This window comes from Aquihabitans sp. McL0605 (assembly GCF_049993875.1).
Lineage (GTDB): Bacteria > Actinomycetota > Acidimicrobiia > Acidimicrobiales > Iamiaceae > Aquihabitans.
This window is the reverse complement of the sequence record NZ_CP188252.1, coordinates 966,727-984,603: the sequence shown is the minus strand read 5'-3', so window position 1 is coordinate 984,603 and position 17,877 is coordinate 966,727. Positions and strand designations below refer to the sequence as shown.

Annotated in this window: 16 protein-coding genes; 9 read left to right on the top strand and 7 right to left on the bottom strand. The window is 72.5% G+C overall.

Translation table 11 applies throughout. The annotated features are described in order from the left end of the window. Positions 1–58: 58 nt before the first annotated feature. The 6 genes from ACPPVX_RS04415 to ACPPVX_RS04390 all read right to left on the bottom strand — a co-directional run bounded on the left by ACPPVX_RS04415 (position 59) and on the right by ACPPVX_RS04390 (position 7,700). The gene (locus ACPPVX_RS04415) at positions 59–907 is read right to left on the bottom strand and encodes an SCO6745 family protein (RefSeq protein ID WP_426573678.1); all 849 of its coding nucleotides are present in this window, start codon (positions 905–907) and stop codon (positions 59–61) included. A gap of 14 nt (positions 908–921) precedes the next feature. Further along, on the bottom strand, positions 922–1,401 hold the full coding sequence (locus tag ACPPVX_RS04410) for a SixA phosphatase family protein (protein ID WP_426573677.1): 480 nt from the start codon (positions 1,399–1,401) through the stop codon (positions 922–924). 28 nt (positions 1,402–1,429) lie between these two features. Beyond that, positions 1,430–2,596 (bottom strand): cysteine desulfurase family protein, encoded by a 1,167-nt coding sequence (locus ACPPVX_RS04405; RefSeq protein ID WP_426573676.1) that lies wholly within the window; start codon positions 2,594–2,596, stop codon positions 1,430–1,432. Positions 2,597–2,751: 155 nt separating this feature from the next. Continuing rightward, on the bottom strand, positions 2,752–4,506 hold the full coding sequence (locus tag ACPPVX_RS04400) for an N-acyl-D-amino-acid deacylase family protein (protein ID WP_426573675.1): 1,755 nt from the start codon (positions 4,504–4,506) through the stop codon (positions 2,752–2,754). A gap of 69 nt (positions 4,507–4,575) precedes the next feature. Beyond that, entirely contained in the window at positions 4,576–5,640 is a 1,065-nt protein-coding gene (locus ACPPVX_RS04395; protein ID WP_426573674.1) for a class E sortase, read from the bottom strand. 5 nt (positions 5,641–5,645) lie between these two features. After that, positions 5,646–7,700: a hypothetical protein gene (locus ACPPVX_RS04390; RefSeq protein WP_426573673.1), complete on the bottom strand. Its 2,055-nt coding sequence runs from the start codon at positions 7,698–7,700 to the stop codon at positions 5,646–5,648. A 95-nt stretch (positions 7,701–7,795) separates the two neighbouring features. On the opposite strand from ACPPVX_RS04390, the gene ACPPVX_RS04385 reads away from it, so the two are divergent. The 8 genes from ACPPVX_RS04385 (at position 7,796) to ACPPVX_RS04350 (ending at position 16,000) form a co-directional block, all read left to right on the top strand. Beyond that, positions 7,796–8,944, top strand: coding sequence for a substrate-binding domain-containing protein (locus ACPPVX_RS04385; protein ID WP_426573672.1), 1,149 nt, complete (start codon positions 7,796–7,798; stop codon positions 8,942–8,944). A gap of 93 nt (positions 8,945–9,037) precedes the next feature. Next, positions 9,038–10,030: a phosphate ABC transporter permease subunit PstC gene (pstC, locus tag ACPPVX_RS04380; RefSeq protein ID WP_426573671.1), complete on the top strand. Its 993-nt coding sequence runs from the start codon at positions 9,038–9,040 to the stop codon at positions 10,028–10,030. Continuing rightward, on the top strand, positions 10,027–11,202 hold the full coding sequence (gene pstA / locus ACPPVX_RS04375; RefSeq protein ID WP_426573670.1) for a phosphate ABC transporter permease PstA: 1,176 nt from the start codon (positions 10,027–10,029) through the stop codon (positions 11,200–11,202). Before pstC ends, pstA begins: the two co-directional genes overlap by 4 nt. A gap of 5 nt (positions 11,203–11,207) precedes the next feature. Beyond that, positions 11,208–12,023, top strand: coding sequence for a phosphate ABC transporter ATP-binding protein (locus ACPPVX_RS04370; RefSeq protein WP_426574990.1), 816 nt, complete (start codon positions 11,208–11,210; stop codon positions 12,021–12,023). After that, on the top strand, positions 12,020–13,624 hold the full coding sequence (locus ACPPVX_RS04365; protein WP_426573669.1) for a substrate-binding domain-containing protein: 1,605 nt from the start codon (positions 12,020–12,022) through the stop codon (positions 13,622–13,624). The genes ACPPVX_RS04370 and ACPPVX_RS04365 overlap by 4 nt, the downstream gene beginning before the upstream one ends. A gap of 59 nt (positions 13,625–13,683) precedes the next feature. After that, a complete protein-coding gene (locus ACPPVX_RS04360; RefSeq protein WP_426573668.1) occupies positions 13,684–15,207 on the top strand; it encodes a DUF4214 domain-containing protein in 1,524 nt (507 codons plus the stop codon). Continuing rightward, positions 15,204–15,503, top strand: a complete 300-nt coding sequence (locus ACPPVX_RS04355) for an AbrB/MazE/SpoVT family DNA-binding domain-containing protein (RefSeq protein WP_426573667.1) — start codon at positions 15,204–15,206, stop codon at positions 15,501–15,503. The genes ACPPVX_RS04360 and ACPPVX_RS04355 overlap by 4 nt, the downstream gene beginning before the upstream one ends. Continuing rightward, positions 15,500–16,000 (top strand): PIN domain-containing protein, encoded by a 501-nt coding sequence (locus ACPPVX_RS04350; RefSeq protein WP_426574989.1) that lies wholly within the window; start codon positions 15,500–15,502, stop codon positions 15,998–16,000. Before ACPPVX_RS04355 ends, ACPPVX_RS04350 begins: the two co-directional genes overlap by 4 nt. On the opposite strand, the gene ACPPVX_RS04345 is transcribed toward ACPPVX_RS04350, so the two are convergent. Next, the gene (locus ACPPVX_RS04345; RefSeq protein WP_426573666.1) at positions 15,922–16,644 is read right to left on the bottom strand and encodes a helix-turn-helix transcriptional regulator; all 723 of its coding nucleotides are present in this window, start codon (positions 16,642–16,644) and stop codon (positions 15,922–15,924) included. The two genes, ACPPVX_RS04350 and ACPPVX_RS04345, sit on opposite strands and share 79 nt — an antisense overlap. A gap of 15 nt (positions 16,645–16,659) precedes the next feature. Here ACPPVX_RS04345 and ACPPVX_RS04340 point away from each other — a divergent pair, with 15 nt between their 5' ends. Then, the gene (locus tag ACPPVX_RS04340; RefSeq protein ID WP_426573665.1) at positions 16,660–17,862 is read left to right on the top strand and encodes an Mrp/NBP35 family ATP-binding protein; all 1,203 of its coding nucleotides are present in this window, start codon (positions 16,660–16,662) and stop codon (positions 17,860–17,862) included. Positions 17,863–17,877: the final 15 nt, after the last annotated feature.

Genomic DNA, 17,877 nt, shown 5'->3' with positions numbered 1-17,877 from the left:
CGACCTTCGGGTGGGATCGGTGCCTCGGGGCACCAGATCCACACGCGGTTCGTGCAGGTCAGGCGAGTGGTGGCAGGCCCATGGGGTTGGGGTAGCGGATCACGCCGGACGTGGCGACTGCTCGGGCCGCCGGGGTGAGCACGTCGATCAGCCGGGTCCGCTCCACCTCGCTGAGGTGCGCGAACGGCGCGGCGGCCAGGCGGTCGGTCGTGTCCTCCACCGCTTGGCGGAGGTCTCGGCCGTGATCGGTGAGGCCCCCGTCGGCGGTGATCAGCCCTCGGTGCTGGAGCCGGCGGACGGCCCCGGTCCAGTCGTCGGCGGTCCAGCCCCGCGTCCGCTGCAGGTCGCCGGGGTCGGCACCCTGGTCGGCCGCGATGAGCACGTGGGCCTCGATGCCGTCGATGCCCTCGGTGGCGAGGGCGGCGACGTGACCGTCGCCTCGGTGCTCGCGAAGCGTCGTGCACCGCTGCCACAGGTCCTCCACCGGATCGCCCGGCAGGGGCACGTTGCGGTTGGCGGCGAACAAGGGCCGACCGGGGCCCAAGCCCTCGGCGATGGCCAGATCGAGCCACGGCGCCGCGGCACGAGCGGCCTCGTCGACCATCGGTGCCACCCGCCGCAGGGTGGCCGCGGCCGCCTCGGACCGGCGAGCGATCAGCCCCGCCGGCGAGGCCACCTCCCACACCCCGGGCACCCAGCGAGCCACGAACGACGGGGCGAAGTTGGAGAACGTGGCCTCGACCACGCCGGCCGCCACCGCACCCATCGGCGCGGCGCGGAACCCGAAGTAGCCCATCCAGAACCCGCCCAGACCGGCGGCGGTGCCGGCCTCCTGGGTCTCTTCGCCGAAGTAGGTGAGGGCGTGGAGCGTCTCGATGCGGAGCCAGAGCGAGCGGGCGAAGTCCACGTCAGGGCCCCGGATCAGGTGTCGCCGTCGGGAGCGGGCACGGCGATGATGCGCGTGATCTGCTCGTCGCCGACCGTGCACACGTAGCGTCCGCCCTTGCTGATGGCCCGGGGCCCCTCGAGGTCGGCGCCGCGGCGGGTGGCGGTGGCCACCACCGAGGGGATCACGTCGCCGTGGCTGCACACCGCCACGGTCTTGCCCTTGGCCGCGGCGGCGAGGAGCGCGTCGAGCGCCGGCGGCCCGTCGTGGCCCTCGTCGAACACGTCGACCACCTCGACCTCCAGGCCGAGCTCCTTCGCCATCGGGGCGAGCGTCTGCTGGCAGCGCACGGAGGGGCTGGTCCAGAGGGTGTCGATCCCCGCGTCGGCCAGCGCGGCGGCGATGGCCCGCGCCTGGCCCTGGCCGCGCTCGGACAGCGGGCGCTTGTGGTCCGCCTTGTCCCAGGCCGATCGGCTGCCGGCGTGGGCGTGGCGGATGAGGTGGATCTTCATCATCGGTCCATGGGGGGTGGGAGGGATCGGGTCAGCCTGGCGCATCGGCAGCGGTCGTGCCCAACGCACGGAGCCGCTCGATGGTGGACGGGAGGGCGGTGAGCAGGCGATCGACGTCGGCGTCGGTGGTGGACCACCCGACGGAGACGCGCAGCGACCGGTGGGCGTCGACGCCCATCGCCTCGAGCACCGGCGACGGCTCGAGCGACTCGGTGGAGCAGGCGCTGCCGGAGTGGGCCGCCACCCCCGCCCGGTCGAGGCCGAGGAGCACGCCCTGGGGCTCGATCCCGGCGATGCCGAGGCAGACCAGGTGAGGCAGCCGGTGGAGCGGATCGCCGTAGGCCTCGACGCCATCGATGGCGGCCACCGCGGCTCGGATGCGGTCGGTGAGCTCGGTGGCAACGACGGCCTCGGCCCCACCGGTGGCCGCCACCTCGTCGGCCGCAGCCCCCAGGCCCACCAGTGCGGCCACCGGTTCGAGGCCGGCGCGGCGCGCCCGCTCCTGGTCGCCGCCGAGGAGCAGGGGAGCGAGCCGCAGGCCGCGGCGCACCAGCAGCGCGCCGGTGCCGGTGGGGCCGCCCAGCTTGTGGCCGCTCATCGACAGGAGATCGGCACCGAGGTCGTCGAACGCCACCGGCACCCGCCCGACGGCCTGGGCGGCATCGACGTGGACGAGCACGCCCCGCTCGCGACAGGCCGCCACCACCTCGGCCACCGGCTGGATGGTGCCGACCTCGTGGTTGCCCCACTGCACGTGGACGGCCGCGGTCTCGGGGCGGATGGCGGCGATGACCTGGTCGGCCTCGACCCGACCGTGGCGGTCGACGGGCACGAGCGTCACGGCCCCCGACCGCTCGGCCTCCAGGCGCACCGCCGAGTGCTCGACGGCGGTGACCACCTGGTGGGTGCGGCCGTCGGGGCCGATGCGGCCCTTGGCGGCCGCCCGGTCGGCGGCACCGAACACGGCCGCGGCGATGGCCTCGGTCGCCCCGCTGGTGAACACCACCTCCCGGCTGCGCGCGCCCAGCAGGGCGGCCACCTGCTCCCGGGCCTGCTCCAGCGCCACCCGGGCGGCCATGCCCTCTTCGTGGATGCGGCCCGGATCGCCGCTCAGCTCCCGGAGCGCGATCACCATCGCGTCGAGCGCGGCAGGCCGGAGGGGTGACGTGGACGCATGGTCGAGGTACGCCCGGCTCACGCCCGGAACCCTACCGACCCCCCGCCCCGATCCTCGCTGGTCGATCTTCCCCGCGTGCGGTGGAAGATCGACCACAAAACCCTGGGCCGCACTTGGGCTGGTCGATATTCCCCGCGTGAGGTGGAAGATCGACCACAAACGGCTTGGGGCGCGGGTCAGGTGGTGGCGCGGAGGAGGCGGCCGAAGCCGGTGCGGTCGCCGAGGCCGTCGGCGAAGGCACCGTCGTGCCAGGCGACGCGGCCGTTGACCAGGACGGCGGGGACGCAGGCGTCGTGACGGCGGACCAGGCGGTCGAGGCCGGGCATGCCGATCATCTCCTCCTCGGTGATGTCGTCGAGTCGGCCGTCGAGCGTGGCCGGGTCGACCACCACGATGTCGGCGCGGCGGCCGACCTCGAGGTGACCGGCGTCGATGCCGAGGTAGTCGGCGATCTCGCCGGTGACGCGGTGCACGGCGCGCTCGCGGGTCATGAGCGTGCGGCCGTCGGCCTCGGCGTTGACGACGAGGCGGAACAGGTGCAGCGGGAAGTCGTAGTACGCCATGTTCCGCAGGTGGGCACCGGCGTCGGAGAACCCGATGAGGACGGTGGGGTGGTCGACGACGTACTCGAGCTCCTTCACCCGGTCGTTGCCCACGACCGTGTACCAGCGGAGGTCGTTGCCGAACTCGGCCTGCAGGTCCAAGAAGCAGTCGAGCGGCTCGATGCCGCGCTCGGCGGCGACCGAGGCGAACGACCGGCCGATCAGGGAGGCATCGGGGCAGTCGATGATCTTGGGCTCGTCGAGGTCTCGGTGCCAGGCCTTGGGGGAGAGCGGGTTGGTCCACTGCTTCTTGAACATCTCGCGCCACGCCGGGTCGGCCAGCAGGGCCTGGCGGGTCTCGAGGTCGGTCTCGTGGAGGGCCTGGGTGCCGGCGCCGAGCTCCTCCATCACGGGGACCTCCATGCCGTCGACCCACAGCTCGAACGGGAGCGGCAGCGACTGCCAGCGCATCTCGGCGTGGAGCTTGTCGTTGAGGAACGAGGTCATGGCGCCGGCGATGCGGTGGGTGCCCCGCATGGCGACCGAGTCGACCATCGAGATCACCATCATCTTGAGCGACTTCCGCCCGACGCCGGTGGACATGACCCCGATGAGCGGGATGTTCCAGCGGCCGGCGAGGTCGGGGACCATCTGCATGACGCGCTCGCGGGCGCGGAGCACCTTGGCGAAGTGCCGGTACTCCTTCCACTTGGCGTAGACGGACGGCGTGCTCTTGGAGCGGAAGCGGTCGCCGTCGAGCTTGTCCCAGGGGAGCGTGTTGAAGCTCATGCCGAGGTAGCCGGCGTCGAGGGCGCCGTGGAGCTGCCGGGTCATCTCGTCGAGCTCGCGGGCGGTGGGCCGGGCCTTGTCGTCGACCGAGCGGCCGAGGCCCATCACGGCCGAGCGCACCGCCGAGTGGCCGAACATGGCCGTGACGTTGGGTCCGAGCGGCAGGGCGTCGAGGTGGTCGAGGTACTCGGCCGGGGTCTCCCAGTCCTTGATCTTCTCGAGCAGGGGCAGGACGGTGTCGTACGGGACGGCCTCGACCCGGCAGAACTGGTCGGCCAGGTCCTCGGGGGTGCCCATGGCGAACGACAGGCCGCACGACCCGACCAGCACCGAGGTGACGCCGTGGCGCACCGACTCGCCGAGCGCCGGCGCCATCTCGATCTCGGCGTCGTAGTGGGTGTGGAGGTCGACGAAGCCCGGGGTGACCCACTGGTCGGTGGCGTCGATGACCGCGGCGCCGTCGGGGGCGACCAGGTCGATGCCGATCTGGGCGACGATCCCGTCTCGCACCAGCACGTCGGCCCGCAGCCCCGGCCGCTGCCCGGACCCGTCGAACACGGTGCCGCCACGGATCAGGACAGGGGGATCGAGCTCAGCCATGGGCTCAGGGTACGACCGGCCGCAGAACTTGACCAGCCGGTCAAGTCGGCCCTGGTGGGAGCGCCGGGATCAGCTCCAGGCCGGCAGGAGGCGGCTGAGCGACTCGGCCACCAAGATGGCCAGCACGACGAGGGCGGGGGTGGTGACGAGGTAGGCGGTCACCGGCCGCCACCGGCGGTGGGCGTTCGACGTCTGCCACGCCACCCAGCCGAACAGCACCAGGAAGAAGGCGAGCTGGGGGAGGACGCTGTGGTCGCCCGAGGTGCCGATCGAACCGGCGGTCCGGCCCTGCTGCGGCGTGGGCTCGAACGGCCGGTCCTCCACCTCGGCGACCACCACGACGGCCCGCGTCGCCGACCACGGTGCCGCCGACGCGCTGGTGATCAGGGTGAGCCGGTCATCGGATGACGGCGCCGCGAGGGCCGGGCGCATCGCCTGGTGGCGGACGCTCTTCACCCGGTAGACGGTCTGGCCCTGGAGGGTGGTGACCACGACCGGCTGGCCCTTGCGCAGGCCGTCGAGGTGGGCGAACGGGCCGCCCCACCCGGTGCGGCGGGCCACCACCACGGCGTTGCCCGGCTGGCCGAGCCCGGCCGTGCCCGGGACGTGCCCGGGGCCCTGCCAGGTCTGGCTCGAGGTGGCGCCCTCGCGCACCACCTGGCGCACCGGCGAGGAGCCGCCGATGTCGAGGATCCCCACCGGGTCGCCGATCGACGGCGCCGTGGGCTCGGCGGTCTCGAGCCGGCCGGCGAGGCCCTGGGTGGCGTTGGCCGCCTGGTAGGTGCTGCGGCGGAACTGCTGGAGCGCCCGGTGCTGCGCGCGGTGCTGGAGGGTGGGGCCGAGCGGGTACACCACCACGAGGGTGGCGAACACGAGGAGCAGGCTCCACCCGGCCGCGAGCAGCGCGATCCGGCCCGGCGTCAGCGGGGGACGGGTCCCCGGCTCGGCGGTGGCGAAGCGCTTCGGGCGGGGCTCGGCCGCCTCGGAGTCGCCGGCCTCGGCATCGACCGCCGGCGTGGCCTCCGCCTCCGCCTCGGCGATGGTCGCGCCCTCGGCCCCGTCTTCGGGGGCGAGCCGCACGAGCGCAGGATCGATGCCCGACGTTGACACGGTCACGTCGGTCACGTCGGTCACGTCGGTCACTTCGGGCCGGGCGGACGGAGCCGCTTGGGGAAGGGGCGGCCGGTCGACAGCCAGCCGTTGGCCGACGCCAGGCCGATCAGGCCGGGGAGGGCCACCATGCCCGCGGCCAGCGGAGACCCGAGCGGGTTGGCGAAGCGGGGGATGTGGGTGGCGGTGGCCACCTCGTCCGCCTGGGCGACCGAGTGCCGGCCGGGGGTGCGCGTCGCGCCCAGCGAGGTGCTGCCGGCGGTGAGGTCGTTCCCGCCGAGCGAGCCGGTCGCGAGGTCGCCGAGCGGCAGCGTGCCGGCGCCGCCGCCGTTGGGTGCGTCGGGGATCGTGTCGGTCGGCGTCGAGGGTGGTGCTGCAGTCGTGGTCGTGGTGACCGGGGCGCACGGGCCGGTGGTGGGCGCCGCCGCGCCGATCTTCGCCAGCGAGGCGGTGGCCTCGTCGGCGAGGTCGGCCGTCAACGGCGCCACGCCCGACGCGGCCAGCGTGGCAGGGGCCTGGCCCGCTCCGGTCACGTAGCCGAGCCAGTCCTTGATGGCGGCGAGCTCGCCGGTCTTCGGTCGGCACGACTCGTCGAGCAGCTGCTCGGACGGGGTGAGGGCGTACTCCACGAACGTGAGCGGGTAGGCCTCGGCTGCGGAGTCGCCGGCGTGGGGGAGCCGGAAGCCGGACGCGTCCGCCTTCAGGGCCGGCACGGCGGCCTGGAGGGTGCCGGCGGTGGGGGCGACGAACGGGCCGCGGCCGTCGCCGAGGGCCACCGGCGCCAGGCCGAGCTGGCGGGCCGTGGCCAGGTCGGTCAGGTAGAAGGTCACCAGGCTGACCGACTCGGGCTTCTCGGCGAGCTTCCGGTACATGTCCCCGACGATCTGGGGCTTGCCGGTGGCCAGGTCGACCATCGCCAGGCTGTTGAACACGGCGTTGTAGTCACCGAACGCGCCGAGGGGCTGGCCGGCGTGGTCCTCGTACTTGGACTTGGAGTTGGGGTAGGTCCAGCCGCCGGCCTGGGTGGCGGCGAAGAAGCTCGAGGCCACCTGCGTGGTGGCCTGGGCCCCGGCGAGCCCACCCGGCGACGTGAACCCGATGGCACCCGACTGCACCGCGAACTCGGGGTTGCGGGCGATGAGCGAGCCCTGCAGCTCCTCGTCGAGCGAGAGGTGGCCGCTCAGCAGGGCGGCGGCCTCCTGGTAGCTCATGTCGACGTGGTCGACCCGGCGCCACAGCTTCACGCCGGGCACCGACGAGGTCGACGGGTAGTAGCCGGCCGCGGCGATGACCGTGGCGTTGAGGGCGACGGGCGTCGCCACGGCCGGACGCGTCGCGGGGGCGAACCCCGGCGTGCCCGGGGGGACGGCGCTGTACGCCAGGTCGACGGCACCGTCGGTGAACTCGGTGTCCGCCCGCCCGTCGTTCTCGAACGACGCGGACGTGGCCTTGGGCTGGCCCCCGCAGTGGTCGACGGTCCACGCCGCCCACTGCTCGGTCAGGCGGTCGGGTGCCGAGCTGCCGACCTCGTCGGCGCGGGTGCCGAGGCAGGACGAGGTGAGGTCGTCGGTGCGGTAGGTGAGGAGGGTCGACACGTCGAACGCCGATGCCGTGCCCGGGAAGTGGATGACCAGGGGGAGCTTGCAGGCCGACGTGGTGTCGCAGGTCCAGCTGTGGGTGGTGCCCAGCGCGGGGGAGGTCTTGGTGGCGGCGCCGGCGCCGGCGCGCACGGTGAGCTCGGCCACCCCGTCGGGGTCGGCGGGGGCCAGGCCGCCCGGGGTGCCGTTGCCGACGGTGTCGGTGCACCACTCGGTCAGGTCGTCCTGCGACGTGGGCTGGGGCATCGCGGGGTCGCAGAAGCCGCTGTTGAGCACGGTCATCCCCGGGGGGCCCGCCACCCGGACGGTGAACGCCTGCCCGTCGGCGAGGCCGGTCGCGGGGGTGACCGTGATCTGGTACTCGGGCGTCGCGGCGTCGGACCGGAGCGCCGGGAGGATGACGAGCGACAGCGCCGCCGCGGTGAGGGCGGACGCCACGATGCCGCGCAGCAGGGGATGGGTTCGCCTCGCCGATTCCGAGCTCATGCAGGTCCTCAGGTTGATTTCCGACTAACACGGTCAACTATAGTGTTTTCGTAGTAATTACTCCCAACCGAACCATCGAGAGGTCCGGCCGTCGCATGACACCCACCATCCCTGCCCACCAGCGCCGCGTGAAGCCCGCGATCATCGGCGTCGTCGCCGTGTCGCTCGCCCTGCTCGTCGGCCTTCCCGGCTCCGCCTCGGGCACCGTCCCGCCGCGGGTGCTCACCGCGGCCGGCGCCGATGCCACCGATGCGGTCTCCGCCGCGATCTTGAAGAACTACGCCACCAACCCGAAGAACACCAACGGCGACGTCACCGCCAACATCCCGGCGCTCCCGAGCTCGCCCTTCACCGTCCCGGCCGACAGCCTCTGCGAGGCGCGCACCTACGTGGTGGCCGGCTCGCCTCCCGCCACCTACACCGCCCCCAACTCCCACGGCGCCGGCAAGACGGCGCTGAAGGACCCCACCAACCTGGCCAACGGCTGCATCGACATCGGGCGCGGCTCGTCGGCCCCTGCTGTGGGTGACCCGGCGGCCTTCCGGTTCTTCGGCTTCGCCAAGGACGCCCTCTCCTGGTCGGCGTACTCGGGCGGCAAGGCCCCGGCCGCGCTGACCAAGTCGCAGCTCAAGGGCGTGTACGACTGCACGTACACCGACTGGAGCGAGGTGGGCGGCAAGGCCGGCCACATCCAGCGCTACTTCACCCAGGCCGGATCGGGTGCGGGCAAGGTCTTCCAGACCAACCTCCTCGACGGGTTCGACCCCACCACGGTGTCCAGCGCCACCTGCCCCGCCGTCATCCCGATCCAGCAGAGCCACGCCAACCTGATCGCCACGGCCGAGCGGCCCTACGCGATCTTCCCGTTCTCCACGGGTGACTGGGTGGCCGAGGCGAACGGCGTCAGCGCCAACAACCGCGCCGGCTTCACCGTCCGTTCGCTGACCGTGAGCGGCGTCAAGCAGAACCCGGTCCTGAAGACGAAGTTCGGCAAGTACGTGCCCAACGAGGCGGTCCTGAACGGCGGCTATCCCGGCACCCGCACCGTCTACTTCGTCCTCGACACGGACTCGGTGGCCTACAGCGCCGCCCTCGCCGCGGTCGGGTTCGACGCCAACAACCCGGTGAGCGGCGTCCGCAGCCCGCTGTGCAACGGCGATCTGGCCAGCACGCTGCGCCGCTACGGCTTCTTGCCCCTGGCGCCCGACGCCAACGGCGTCACCTGCACCCTGTCCACCATCTAGCCGGCTGAGGTCGGCCGGCGGCGATCACCCGCCGTCGGCCGACCCACCCGTCTGGCTCCACCCGCTCCTGCTCCTGCACCGGCAGAGGATCCCGTGTCGATCGTCGACGTCTCCAGCACAACCGAACCGAGCCGTCCCGTTCGCCGCGTCATCACCGACCCGCCGACGCGAGCCGACCGGGCCTACGAGGCGGCCACCTCGTCGGCCGGGCTGGTGGTCTTCGGGCTCCTCGTCCTGATCGGGGCGTTCCTCCTGCTGCGGGCGCGCGGCACGTTCGAGACGCAGGGCTGGGGCTTCTTCACCCGCGTCGAGTGGCGGGGCGACACCCACCCGCCGAGCTTCGGTGTGCTGGGCCTGCTCGTCGGCACGATCATCGTGGCCACCATCGCGGTGATCATCGCGATGCCGCTCGCGGTGATGACCTCGCTGTACGTCGTCGGCTACGCCCCACCGAAGGTGCGGGCCGCCCTCAGCACCTTCATCGACCTGCTGGCGGCGGTGCCGGCGCTGCTCTACGGGATCTGGGGCTCGCAGGTGCTCGCCACCCAGATCACCCCGCTCTCCTCGTGGCTCACCCGCCACTTCTCCTGGTTCCCGCCGTTCCGCACCGACCACGATGCCAACCTGACCGGCTCGTTCTTCGGTGCCGGCGTGGTCGTGGCGCTGATGGTGGTGCCGATCGTCGCCGCCATCACCCGCGAGGTGTTCGCCCAAGCGCCCGTCGGCGAGCAGGAGGCCGCGCTGGCCCTCGGCGGCAGCCAGTGGGCGATGCTGCGCCAGGTCGTGATCCCGTACGGGCGCGGCGGCATCGTCGGCGGGGCCATGCTCGGCCTCGGCCGGGCCCTCGGCGAGACCATCGCCGTCACCCTCCTCCTGCCCCAGGTGTCGGTGCTGTCGGTGCGCATCCTGCAGAACGGTGGCGGCACCATCTCGGGCCTCATCGCCCAGCGGGCGGGCAGCGATCCCATCACGGTGAGTGCCCTGATGGCCGCCGGCCTGGTGCTGTTCGGCCTCACCCTCGTCACCAACCTGATCGCCTCGGTGGTCATCTCGCGCAGTCGCACCGGCGCCGGGGTCGACCTGTGACCGCCCTCGACACCCGGCCCGAGCCGGCGCCCGCACCCGGAGCGCCTGACGCGGAGGCGCCCGAGCGCGCTGCTCCCGCCAAGCGCAAGATCACCCGCCGCCCCGGCGCCGACCGCGTGCTGGGCCTGGCCTGCGCCGCCAACGCCGTGCTGGTCACGTGGCTCGTCTACGCCCGCCTCACCGATGGTGTGGGCTGGTTGGGGTTCGTCCTCACGGCCTACGTGCTGTTCCTCGGGCTCTACTACGTCTGCACGCGCGAGCAGGTGGGGTCGAGCGCGGCGGGCGACCGCGTGGCCGCCGCCATCTTGTCGAGTGCGGCGGTGGTGCTGGCCGTGCCGTTCACCTGGCTCATCGGCTTCATCATCGTCAAGGGCATCCGCACGCTGCGGCTCGGGTTCTTCCTCCACGACATGGCCGGGGTGACCCCCACCCAGCCGGCCACGGCGGGCGGCGGGGCCCACGCCATCGTGGGGTCGATCGAGCAGGTGCTGCTGGCGCTGATCGTCACCCTGCCGCTCGCCCTGCTCACCGCCACGTTCCTGAACGAGACGCGCAGCCGGTGGCGCCGCCCGGTGCGCATCCTCGTCGACGCCATGAGCGGCCTGCCGTCGATCATCGCCGGCCTGTTCATCTACGCCTTCTTCGTCATCCCGTACGCCCAGACCTCCACGCTGTTCAACTTCAACGGCTTCCTCGCCTGCCTGGCCCTGTCGATCACGATGCTCCCCACCATCACCCGGACGCTCGAGGTGGTGCTGCGGCTGGTGCCCGACGGGCTGCGCGAGTCGGCGCTGGCCCTGGGCAGCTCGCGGGGGCGGATGGTCTGGTCGGTGGTGCTGCCGACAGCCCGCACCGGGGTGTCGACGGCCGTCGTGCTGGGCATCGCCCGGGCGGTCGGTGAGACGGCGCCGCTGCTCTTCACCTCCTTCGGCCTCGACTACATGAACTCCAACCCGTTCTCCCACCCCCAGGAGAGCCTCCCGCTCTTCATCTTCCGCAACATCCAGAAGCCCAACCACGCCGCCATCGACCGGGCGTTCACCGCTGCCTTCGTCTTGATGATCGTGGTCCTGTGCCTCTTCGCCGTGGCCCGGTTCATCGGCCGGCCCCGCACCCACCGCTCCTCTCGCCGGCGCTCCGATCGCCGCCTGACCTCGGAGGCCACCCCGTGACCGCCATCGACACCACCTCTGCGCCCCTCCTCGTCGGCGGTCCTCCGCCCGGACCGGCGGGCCTCACCGCGGTCGGGGTGTCGGCGTGGTTCGGCGACAACTACGTCCTCGACCGCATCGACCTCGAGATGGCGCCGGCGCAGGTGACCGCCCTCATCGGGCCGTCCGGCTGCGGCAAGTCGACGTTCCTCCGCATCCTCAACCGGATGCACGAGCTGGTGGCCAGCGCATCGCTCGGCGGCGAGGTCCTCCTCGACGGCCGCGACATCTACGCCGAGGGCACCCGGTCCCAGGACGTCCGCAAGCGCGTGGGGATGGTGTTCCAGAAGCCCAACCCGTTCCCGGCCCTGAGCATCCGAGACAACGTGCTGTCGGGCTTGAAGCTCGCCCGCATCAAGACCACCGATGCCGACGCGCTCGTCGAGCAGAGCCTCACCCGCGCCGGGCTGTGGCGCGAGGTGCGCGACCGCCTCGACGACGCCGGCGGCGCCCTGTCGGGTGGCCAGCAGCAGCGCCTGTGCATCGCCCGGTCGCTCGCGGTCGGGCCCAACGTGCTGCTGATGGACGAGCCGTGCTCCGCGCTCGACCCCACCTCGACACGCCGCATCGAGGAGACCATCGCCGAGATCGGCCACCAGATCACCGTGGTCATCGTCACGCACAACATGCAGCAGGCCCAGCGGGTGTCGGACCGGTGCGCGTTCTTCCTGGCGGGTGAGAACGAGCCCGGCCGGATCGTCGAGCAGGGCACCACCGACGTGATGTTCACCTCGCCGTCCGACCCCCGCACGCTCGACTACGTCTCCGGGCGGTTCGGATGATCCGAGCCCGCCTCCTGGGCGCCGTCCTCGCCACGGCCATCGTGGCCTCGATCGCCACGGCGGCTCCGCGTGCCGAGGCCACCGGGACCCTCGTGAACGGGGCCGGCTCGAGCTACGTGGCCCTCGCCATGCAGCAGTGGGTCACCGATGCGAGCGCTCAAGGCCTGCGCATCAACTTCACGCCGACCGGGTCGCCCGACGGGGTGCAGCGCTACGTGGGCACCCAGGTCAACTTCGCTGCCACCGAGGCCGAGTTCAGCTCCTTCGGCACAACGTCAGTGCCCCGCGGCTACCAGTACGTGCCCGACGTCGCCGGGGCCGTGGCGGTCATGTACAACCTCCACGACCGGGCCGGGCGCAAGGTCGACTACCTGCACCTCAGCCAGAAGACCATCGCCCGCATCTTCCTCGGCGACATCTCCAGCTGGGCCGATCCCGCCATCTCGGCCGAGAACGCCGGGTTCGTCTTCCCCGACAAGCCGATCAACGTGGTCTTCCGCTCGGGCCAGTCCGGCACCACCGGGCTCTTCTACGACTTCGTGAAGCACGCCGACCCGTCGCTGTTCGCCTCGTGGGCCGCCCGCACGGATGCGCCCACCAACGTCCGCATCCTCGAGATGCCGCCCGGCTTCGCGCCGAAGACGCAGGGCCTGGCCACCTCCGACCAGATCGCCCAGTTCGTGGCCAGCGATGCCGGCCAGTGGTCGATCAGCTACGACGAGTTCGGCTACGCCAAGACGTACGGCGCGCCGGCGGCCTGGGTGCAGAACGGGGCCGGCAAGTGGGTGCTGCCCTACGCCGAGAACATCTCGGCCGCCCTCGAGTCGGCGAAGCTCAAGCCCGACCTGAGCCAGGAGCTCTCGGGCGTGTTCGCCAGCACCAACCCGTTGGCCTACCCCGTGTCGGCGTACTCGTACGTCGTGACCCAGTGCGTCCCGAGCGCCGACCGGGCCACCTGCAGGGGCAAGTACCCCGACCAGGGCGTCATCGACACCCTGACGCCCTGGTTCAAGTACATCGCCTGCGAGGGCCAGGTGCCCATGGCGCGCATCGGCTACTCGCCGCTCCCGCCCAACCTGTCGCAGGAGATCATCAACTCGATCGCCCGCCTGACGGGCACGCCGCAGCCGCTCGAGCTCACGGCCCAGAACTGCGTCAACCCGCGCTTCCACGGCAGCCTCGGCGCCGGCGCGGGGAGCCCGGCCGACCCGTTCGACCAGCTCCCCGGCGGCGCGTGCGCCGCATCGGGCTGCAACCCGGGCGGCGGGGGCGGCACTGCTGCTCCCCAGGGCTCGGCGGCCGCCGCCGACGACGGGGGCAACCCATCGTCGGGCGGGGCGGTCACCGACGGCGGGGCCGCGCTGCGCAAGATCGCCGCCGCCGACGCGGCCAGGGTGGCCACGGCCGACGCCGCGTCGGGCAAGGCGGCGGCCGGCTCCAAGACCGCAGCCGGCGCCACTGACTGGCTGCCGGCCGACCCGAAGCCCTACTCGGGCACCGACTCGGGCCACCTGCCCGTGGCCCCGGCCGCGGTCCTGCTCGCCACCCTGCTCGTCCCCGCGCTCGTCGTGATCCTGCGCCGCCGTCGGGCCGTCCCATGACCCGTTCTCCGTCCCGCACCCTGCGGGCGACACCGATCCCAACCCTCCTGGAGGAGACCATGCCCACCCGTCGATCTGCCCGACTCGGCGTCAGCGCCCTGCTCGGCGCTGCTGTCCTCGTGCCCGCGCTGGCGCTGACCGGCCCGCCCGGGGCCGGGGCCACCGCGGCGTCCACGCCCGCGTTCGGGCCCCAGGTCACCGTCGGCATCACCGGCATCTACTCGCCCTACGGCGTGGTCGTCGACGGCACCGGCACGGTCACCGCCACCTCCTTCGCCGATGATGCCGACATCGCGGCCGGCGTGGTGCAGCGGGGGAGCGGCGCCCAGTCGAGCCTCGACTTCGGTGACCTGGGCTCCCCCTGGGCCGTCGCTCGCGACTCCGCCGGGAACCTCTACGTGGCCGACGCCAGCTCCAACGTGGTGCTCAAGAAGGCGGCGGCCGGCGGGGCGGTCACCACCCTGTCGATCGACGGCTTGGCCTTCCCCACGGGGGTCGCCGTCGACAGCGACGGCAACGTCTACGTGGCCGACTCCGACAACGGCCGCATCGTGAAGGAGCCCGCCGACGGCGGCGCCCAGTCCGACGTGGCGTTCACGGGCCTCCAGACGCCCTACGGCGTGGCGGTCGACTCGGCCGGCACCCTCTACGTCGCCGACCTCGACGGCAACGACGTCGTCAAGCGCACGTCGGCCGGCGTGCAGACCACCCTCGGGTTCACCGGCCTGAGCTCGCCTGACGCCGTCGCGGTCGACAGCGCCCTCGGCGTGTACGTGTCCGACGGCGACAACGACCGGGTGCTCACCCTGCCCGCTGCCGGTGGCACCCAGGCCACCCTCGGCTTCACGGGCCTCAGCACCCCGGCCGGCATCTCGGTGTCGCCGAACGGGAGCGTCTACGTGGCCGACAGCGGCAACGACCGCATCGTCGAGCTGCCGGTCCCGGCCAACTCGGCCAACCAGTCGTTCGTCATCGCGGCCTACACCGACTTCATCCAGCGAACGCCCACCTCGGGTGAGCTGAGCGCCGCGGTCACCAAGCTCAACGGCGGCCAGACCCACGCCGCGTTCCTCACCACGCTGGCCAACTCCGACGTGTGGCTCAACGCGGTGGTGCAGAAGCTCTACGTCGACACCCTGGGCCGCCAGGGCGATCCCGGCGGCGTGGCCTACTGGACCACCAAGATCCGCAACAAGACCCAGACCGTCGCCCAGGTCTCGGCCAGCTTCTACTCGTCCAACGAGTACTTCCGAGGCTTCGGGCACTCCGACAACGCCACGTGGGTCAAGGACCTGTTCCAGAAGGTCGTCCTGCGCCAGCCCACCTCGGCCGAGGTGACGAAGTGGGTCAACGTCGCCAAGACCAAGAGCCGCACGCAGGTGTCGCTGCCGGTCTTCCAGTCGGACGAGTCCGCCCGGGTGCGGGTGACCGCCCTCTACCAGAAGCTCCTCGGTCGTGGCACCGACCCCAGCGGCCTCACCTACTGGGCCAAGAAGGTCGTCACCCAGGGCGACGTCGCCCTGGCCATCAACCTCGGGTCGAGCAACGAGTACCAGCGGCGAGCGGCCACCCGCTTCCCGTGACCACCAGCACCGGTGGGCGCTCGCGGGCGTCCACCGGTGCACCCACCCGCCGGTTCGGAGGAACCATGCGCATCACCAGTCGAGACGGCGACCCCGTCCACCACATGAAGGTGACCATCGTCGGCCAGGTGTCTCTCCCGGCCGCGGTACGACGGCGGTGGGGGACCACCCGGGTGAAGGTGACCGACCTCGGCGACCGGTTGGTCGTGGAGCCCGAGCCCGACAACCGCTTCGACCTCTTCGTCGGCGTGCTCGCGCCGGCCGACGGCCTCTCGGAACCGCGGTGTCCGTCATGATCCCCGTCCTCGATGCCGGCGCGCTGGTCTGCCTGCTCCTGGGCGATCCCGGTGCGGAGGAGGTGGCGTCGCTCCTCGGCGGGGGGAGCGAGGCGTTCGCCGCCAACATCGGCGAGGCGGTCGACGAGCTCCGCCGCCGCGGCGCCGATCCCCATCGCGCCGTGGTGGAGGTCGAGCGGCTCCTCGACGAGGGGGTCTCCGCGCTGGCCATCGACCGCACGGTCGCGCTCCGCGGTGCAGCTCTGCGTGCCCAGCACCATGCCGGACACCCCGCCGCGTCTCTCGCCGACTGCACGGCCGTGGCGGCGGCCGAGCGCGTCGGCGGGACCGTGGTGACGACCAGCGCCGCGGTGGACGCCCTGGCCTGGTCGATCGGCGTCGCTGCCCACCGTCTGGGCGCAGCGCCGCTCCTGGTGGATCAGCCGGTGATGGCGGTGATGCAGGTGGCGTCGCCGCCGGCGCGGGAGGACTCGGTGAGCGCGGTGGCATCGCCGTAGAGCGCCTCGAGCATGCCGCGGACCATGCCCCGGTCGACGGCGCAGATCACCGGGTGCTCGACGGCGGCGTCGCCGAAGGGGCAGTGGTCGGAGATGATGCGCAGCTCGTCGCCGCGCTGCTCGGCGTGGGCGGCGAACCCGTGGGCGCTGAGCGCGTCGGCCACGGCGTGCAGGGCGGTGCGGAACGAGCGCTGCACGTCGCCCACCTCGCCCATGGCGGCGGCCATGGTGCGGCCGTACTCGACGCCGACCTCCTCGGCCATGGCCTCGGCCTGGTCCGGCGGGAGCATGCCGAGCGCCTTGCCCAGCAGGGTGACGAGGACGTCGTCGTGGCGGACCGGGAGGTCGAGCTCCATGGCCTCGCCGTGGGTGCGGTACCGCTTCGAGGGCCGCCCGGCGCCCGGGGAGCCGGGGCTGCGGGCCACGGAGACCTCGAGGTGGCTGCCGGCCGCGAGCTTGTCGAGGTGGTGGCGGGCCACGTTGGGGTGGAGGTCGAAGTGCTCGGCCACCTCGCTGGCGGTGACGCCCTCGGGGTTCTCGTGGGCGAACAGGTAGATCTGGCGCCGCGTTGGGTCGCCGAACGCCGAGGTGATGGCGGTGACGGCCGAAGAGAACTCGGTGGGACTAAGGGTCTCGCGGGTCACCTCGGTATTCTACCTATGCCGATAGGGGAAATCCCTCGGCGCTGGAACCGACCGAGACCACGAGGACACCCTGTGCCTACCGAAGCCGAGATCATCGAGGCGCTTCGCCCCGTCGAAGACCCGGAGCTGCACCGCAGCATCGTCGACCTCGGGATGGTCAAGGAGGTGGCCCAGGCCGGCGGAAACGTGCGGGTGATGATCGCCCTCACCACCCCGGGCTGCCCGCTGAAGAACGAGATCAACACCCGGGTCCGAGACGCGGTCACCGGCCTCGGCGGCGTCGACGCCGTGCAGGTCGACTTCACCGCCATGACGCCCGACGAGCTGGCCGCGCTGCGCCAGGAGCTCCACGGCGACCCGGCCGCCACCGCCGGGTCGCAACCCGCGCACGGCCACGCCGAGGGCCGGTCCATCCCGTTCTCCGAGGCCGGGTCCAAGACCCGGGTGCTGCTCATCGCCTCGGGCAAGGGCGGCGTGGGCAAGTCGTCGGTGTCCACCAACCTGGCCATCTCCCTGGCCAACCGGGGCAAGTCGGTCGCCCTCGTCGACGCCGATGTGTGGGGCTTCTCGATCCCCCGCATGCTCGGCATCTCGCACCCGCCGCAGGTGATCGACTCCATGCTCATCCCGCCCGAGGCCCACGGCGTCCGCTGCATCTCGATGGGCTTCTTCGCCGAGGAGGACCAGGCCGTCATCTGGCGGGGCCCGATGCTCCACAAGGCCCTCGAGCAGTTCCTCACCGACGTGTTCTGGGACGACCCCGACTACCTGATCATCGACCTCCCGCCCGGCACCGGCGACATCTCGATCTCCATCGCCCAGTTCCTGCCGCGCGCCGAGGTGTTCGTCGTCACCACGCCGCAGCCGGCTGCCCAGCGGGTCGCCCAGCGCGCCGCCGCGATGGCCGAGAAGGTCAACCTCCAGGTCCGCGGCGTCATCGAGAACATGTCGTGGTTCATGGGCGACGACGGTCAGCGCTACGAGATCTTCGGTGCCGGTGGCGGCCAAGAGCTCGCGGACAAGCTCGACGTGCCGCTGATCGGGCAGATCCCGCTGCTCCAGGACCTCCGCGAAGGCTCCGACGAGGGCAAGCCGGTGGCCGCCATCGATCCCGACGGCGAGGCCGGCCGGGCGTTCGCCGCCATCGCCACCGAGATCGACGTGGCCCTGGCCCCCAAGCGGCGCTACAACGCCGGGCTCAAGCTCATCGACAGCTGAGTATCCTCTGGGGCG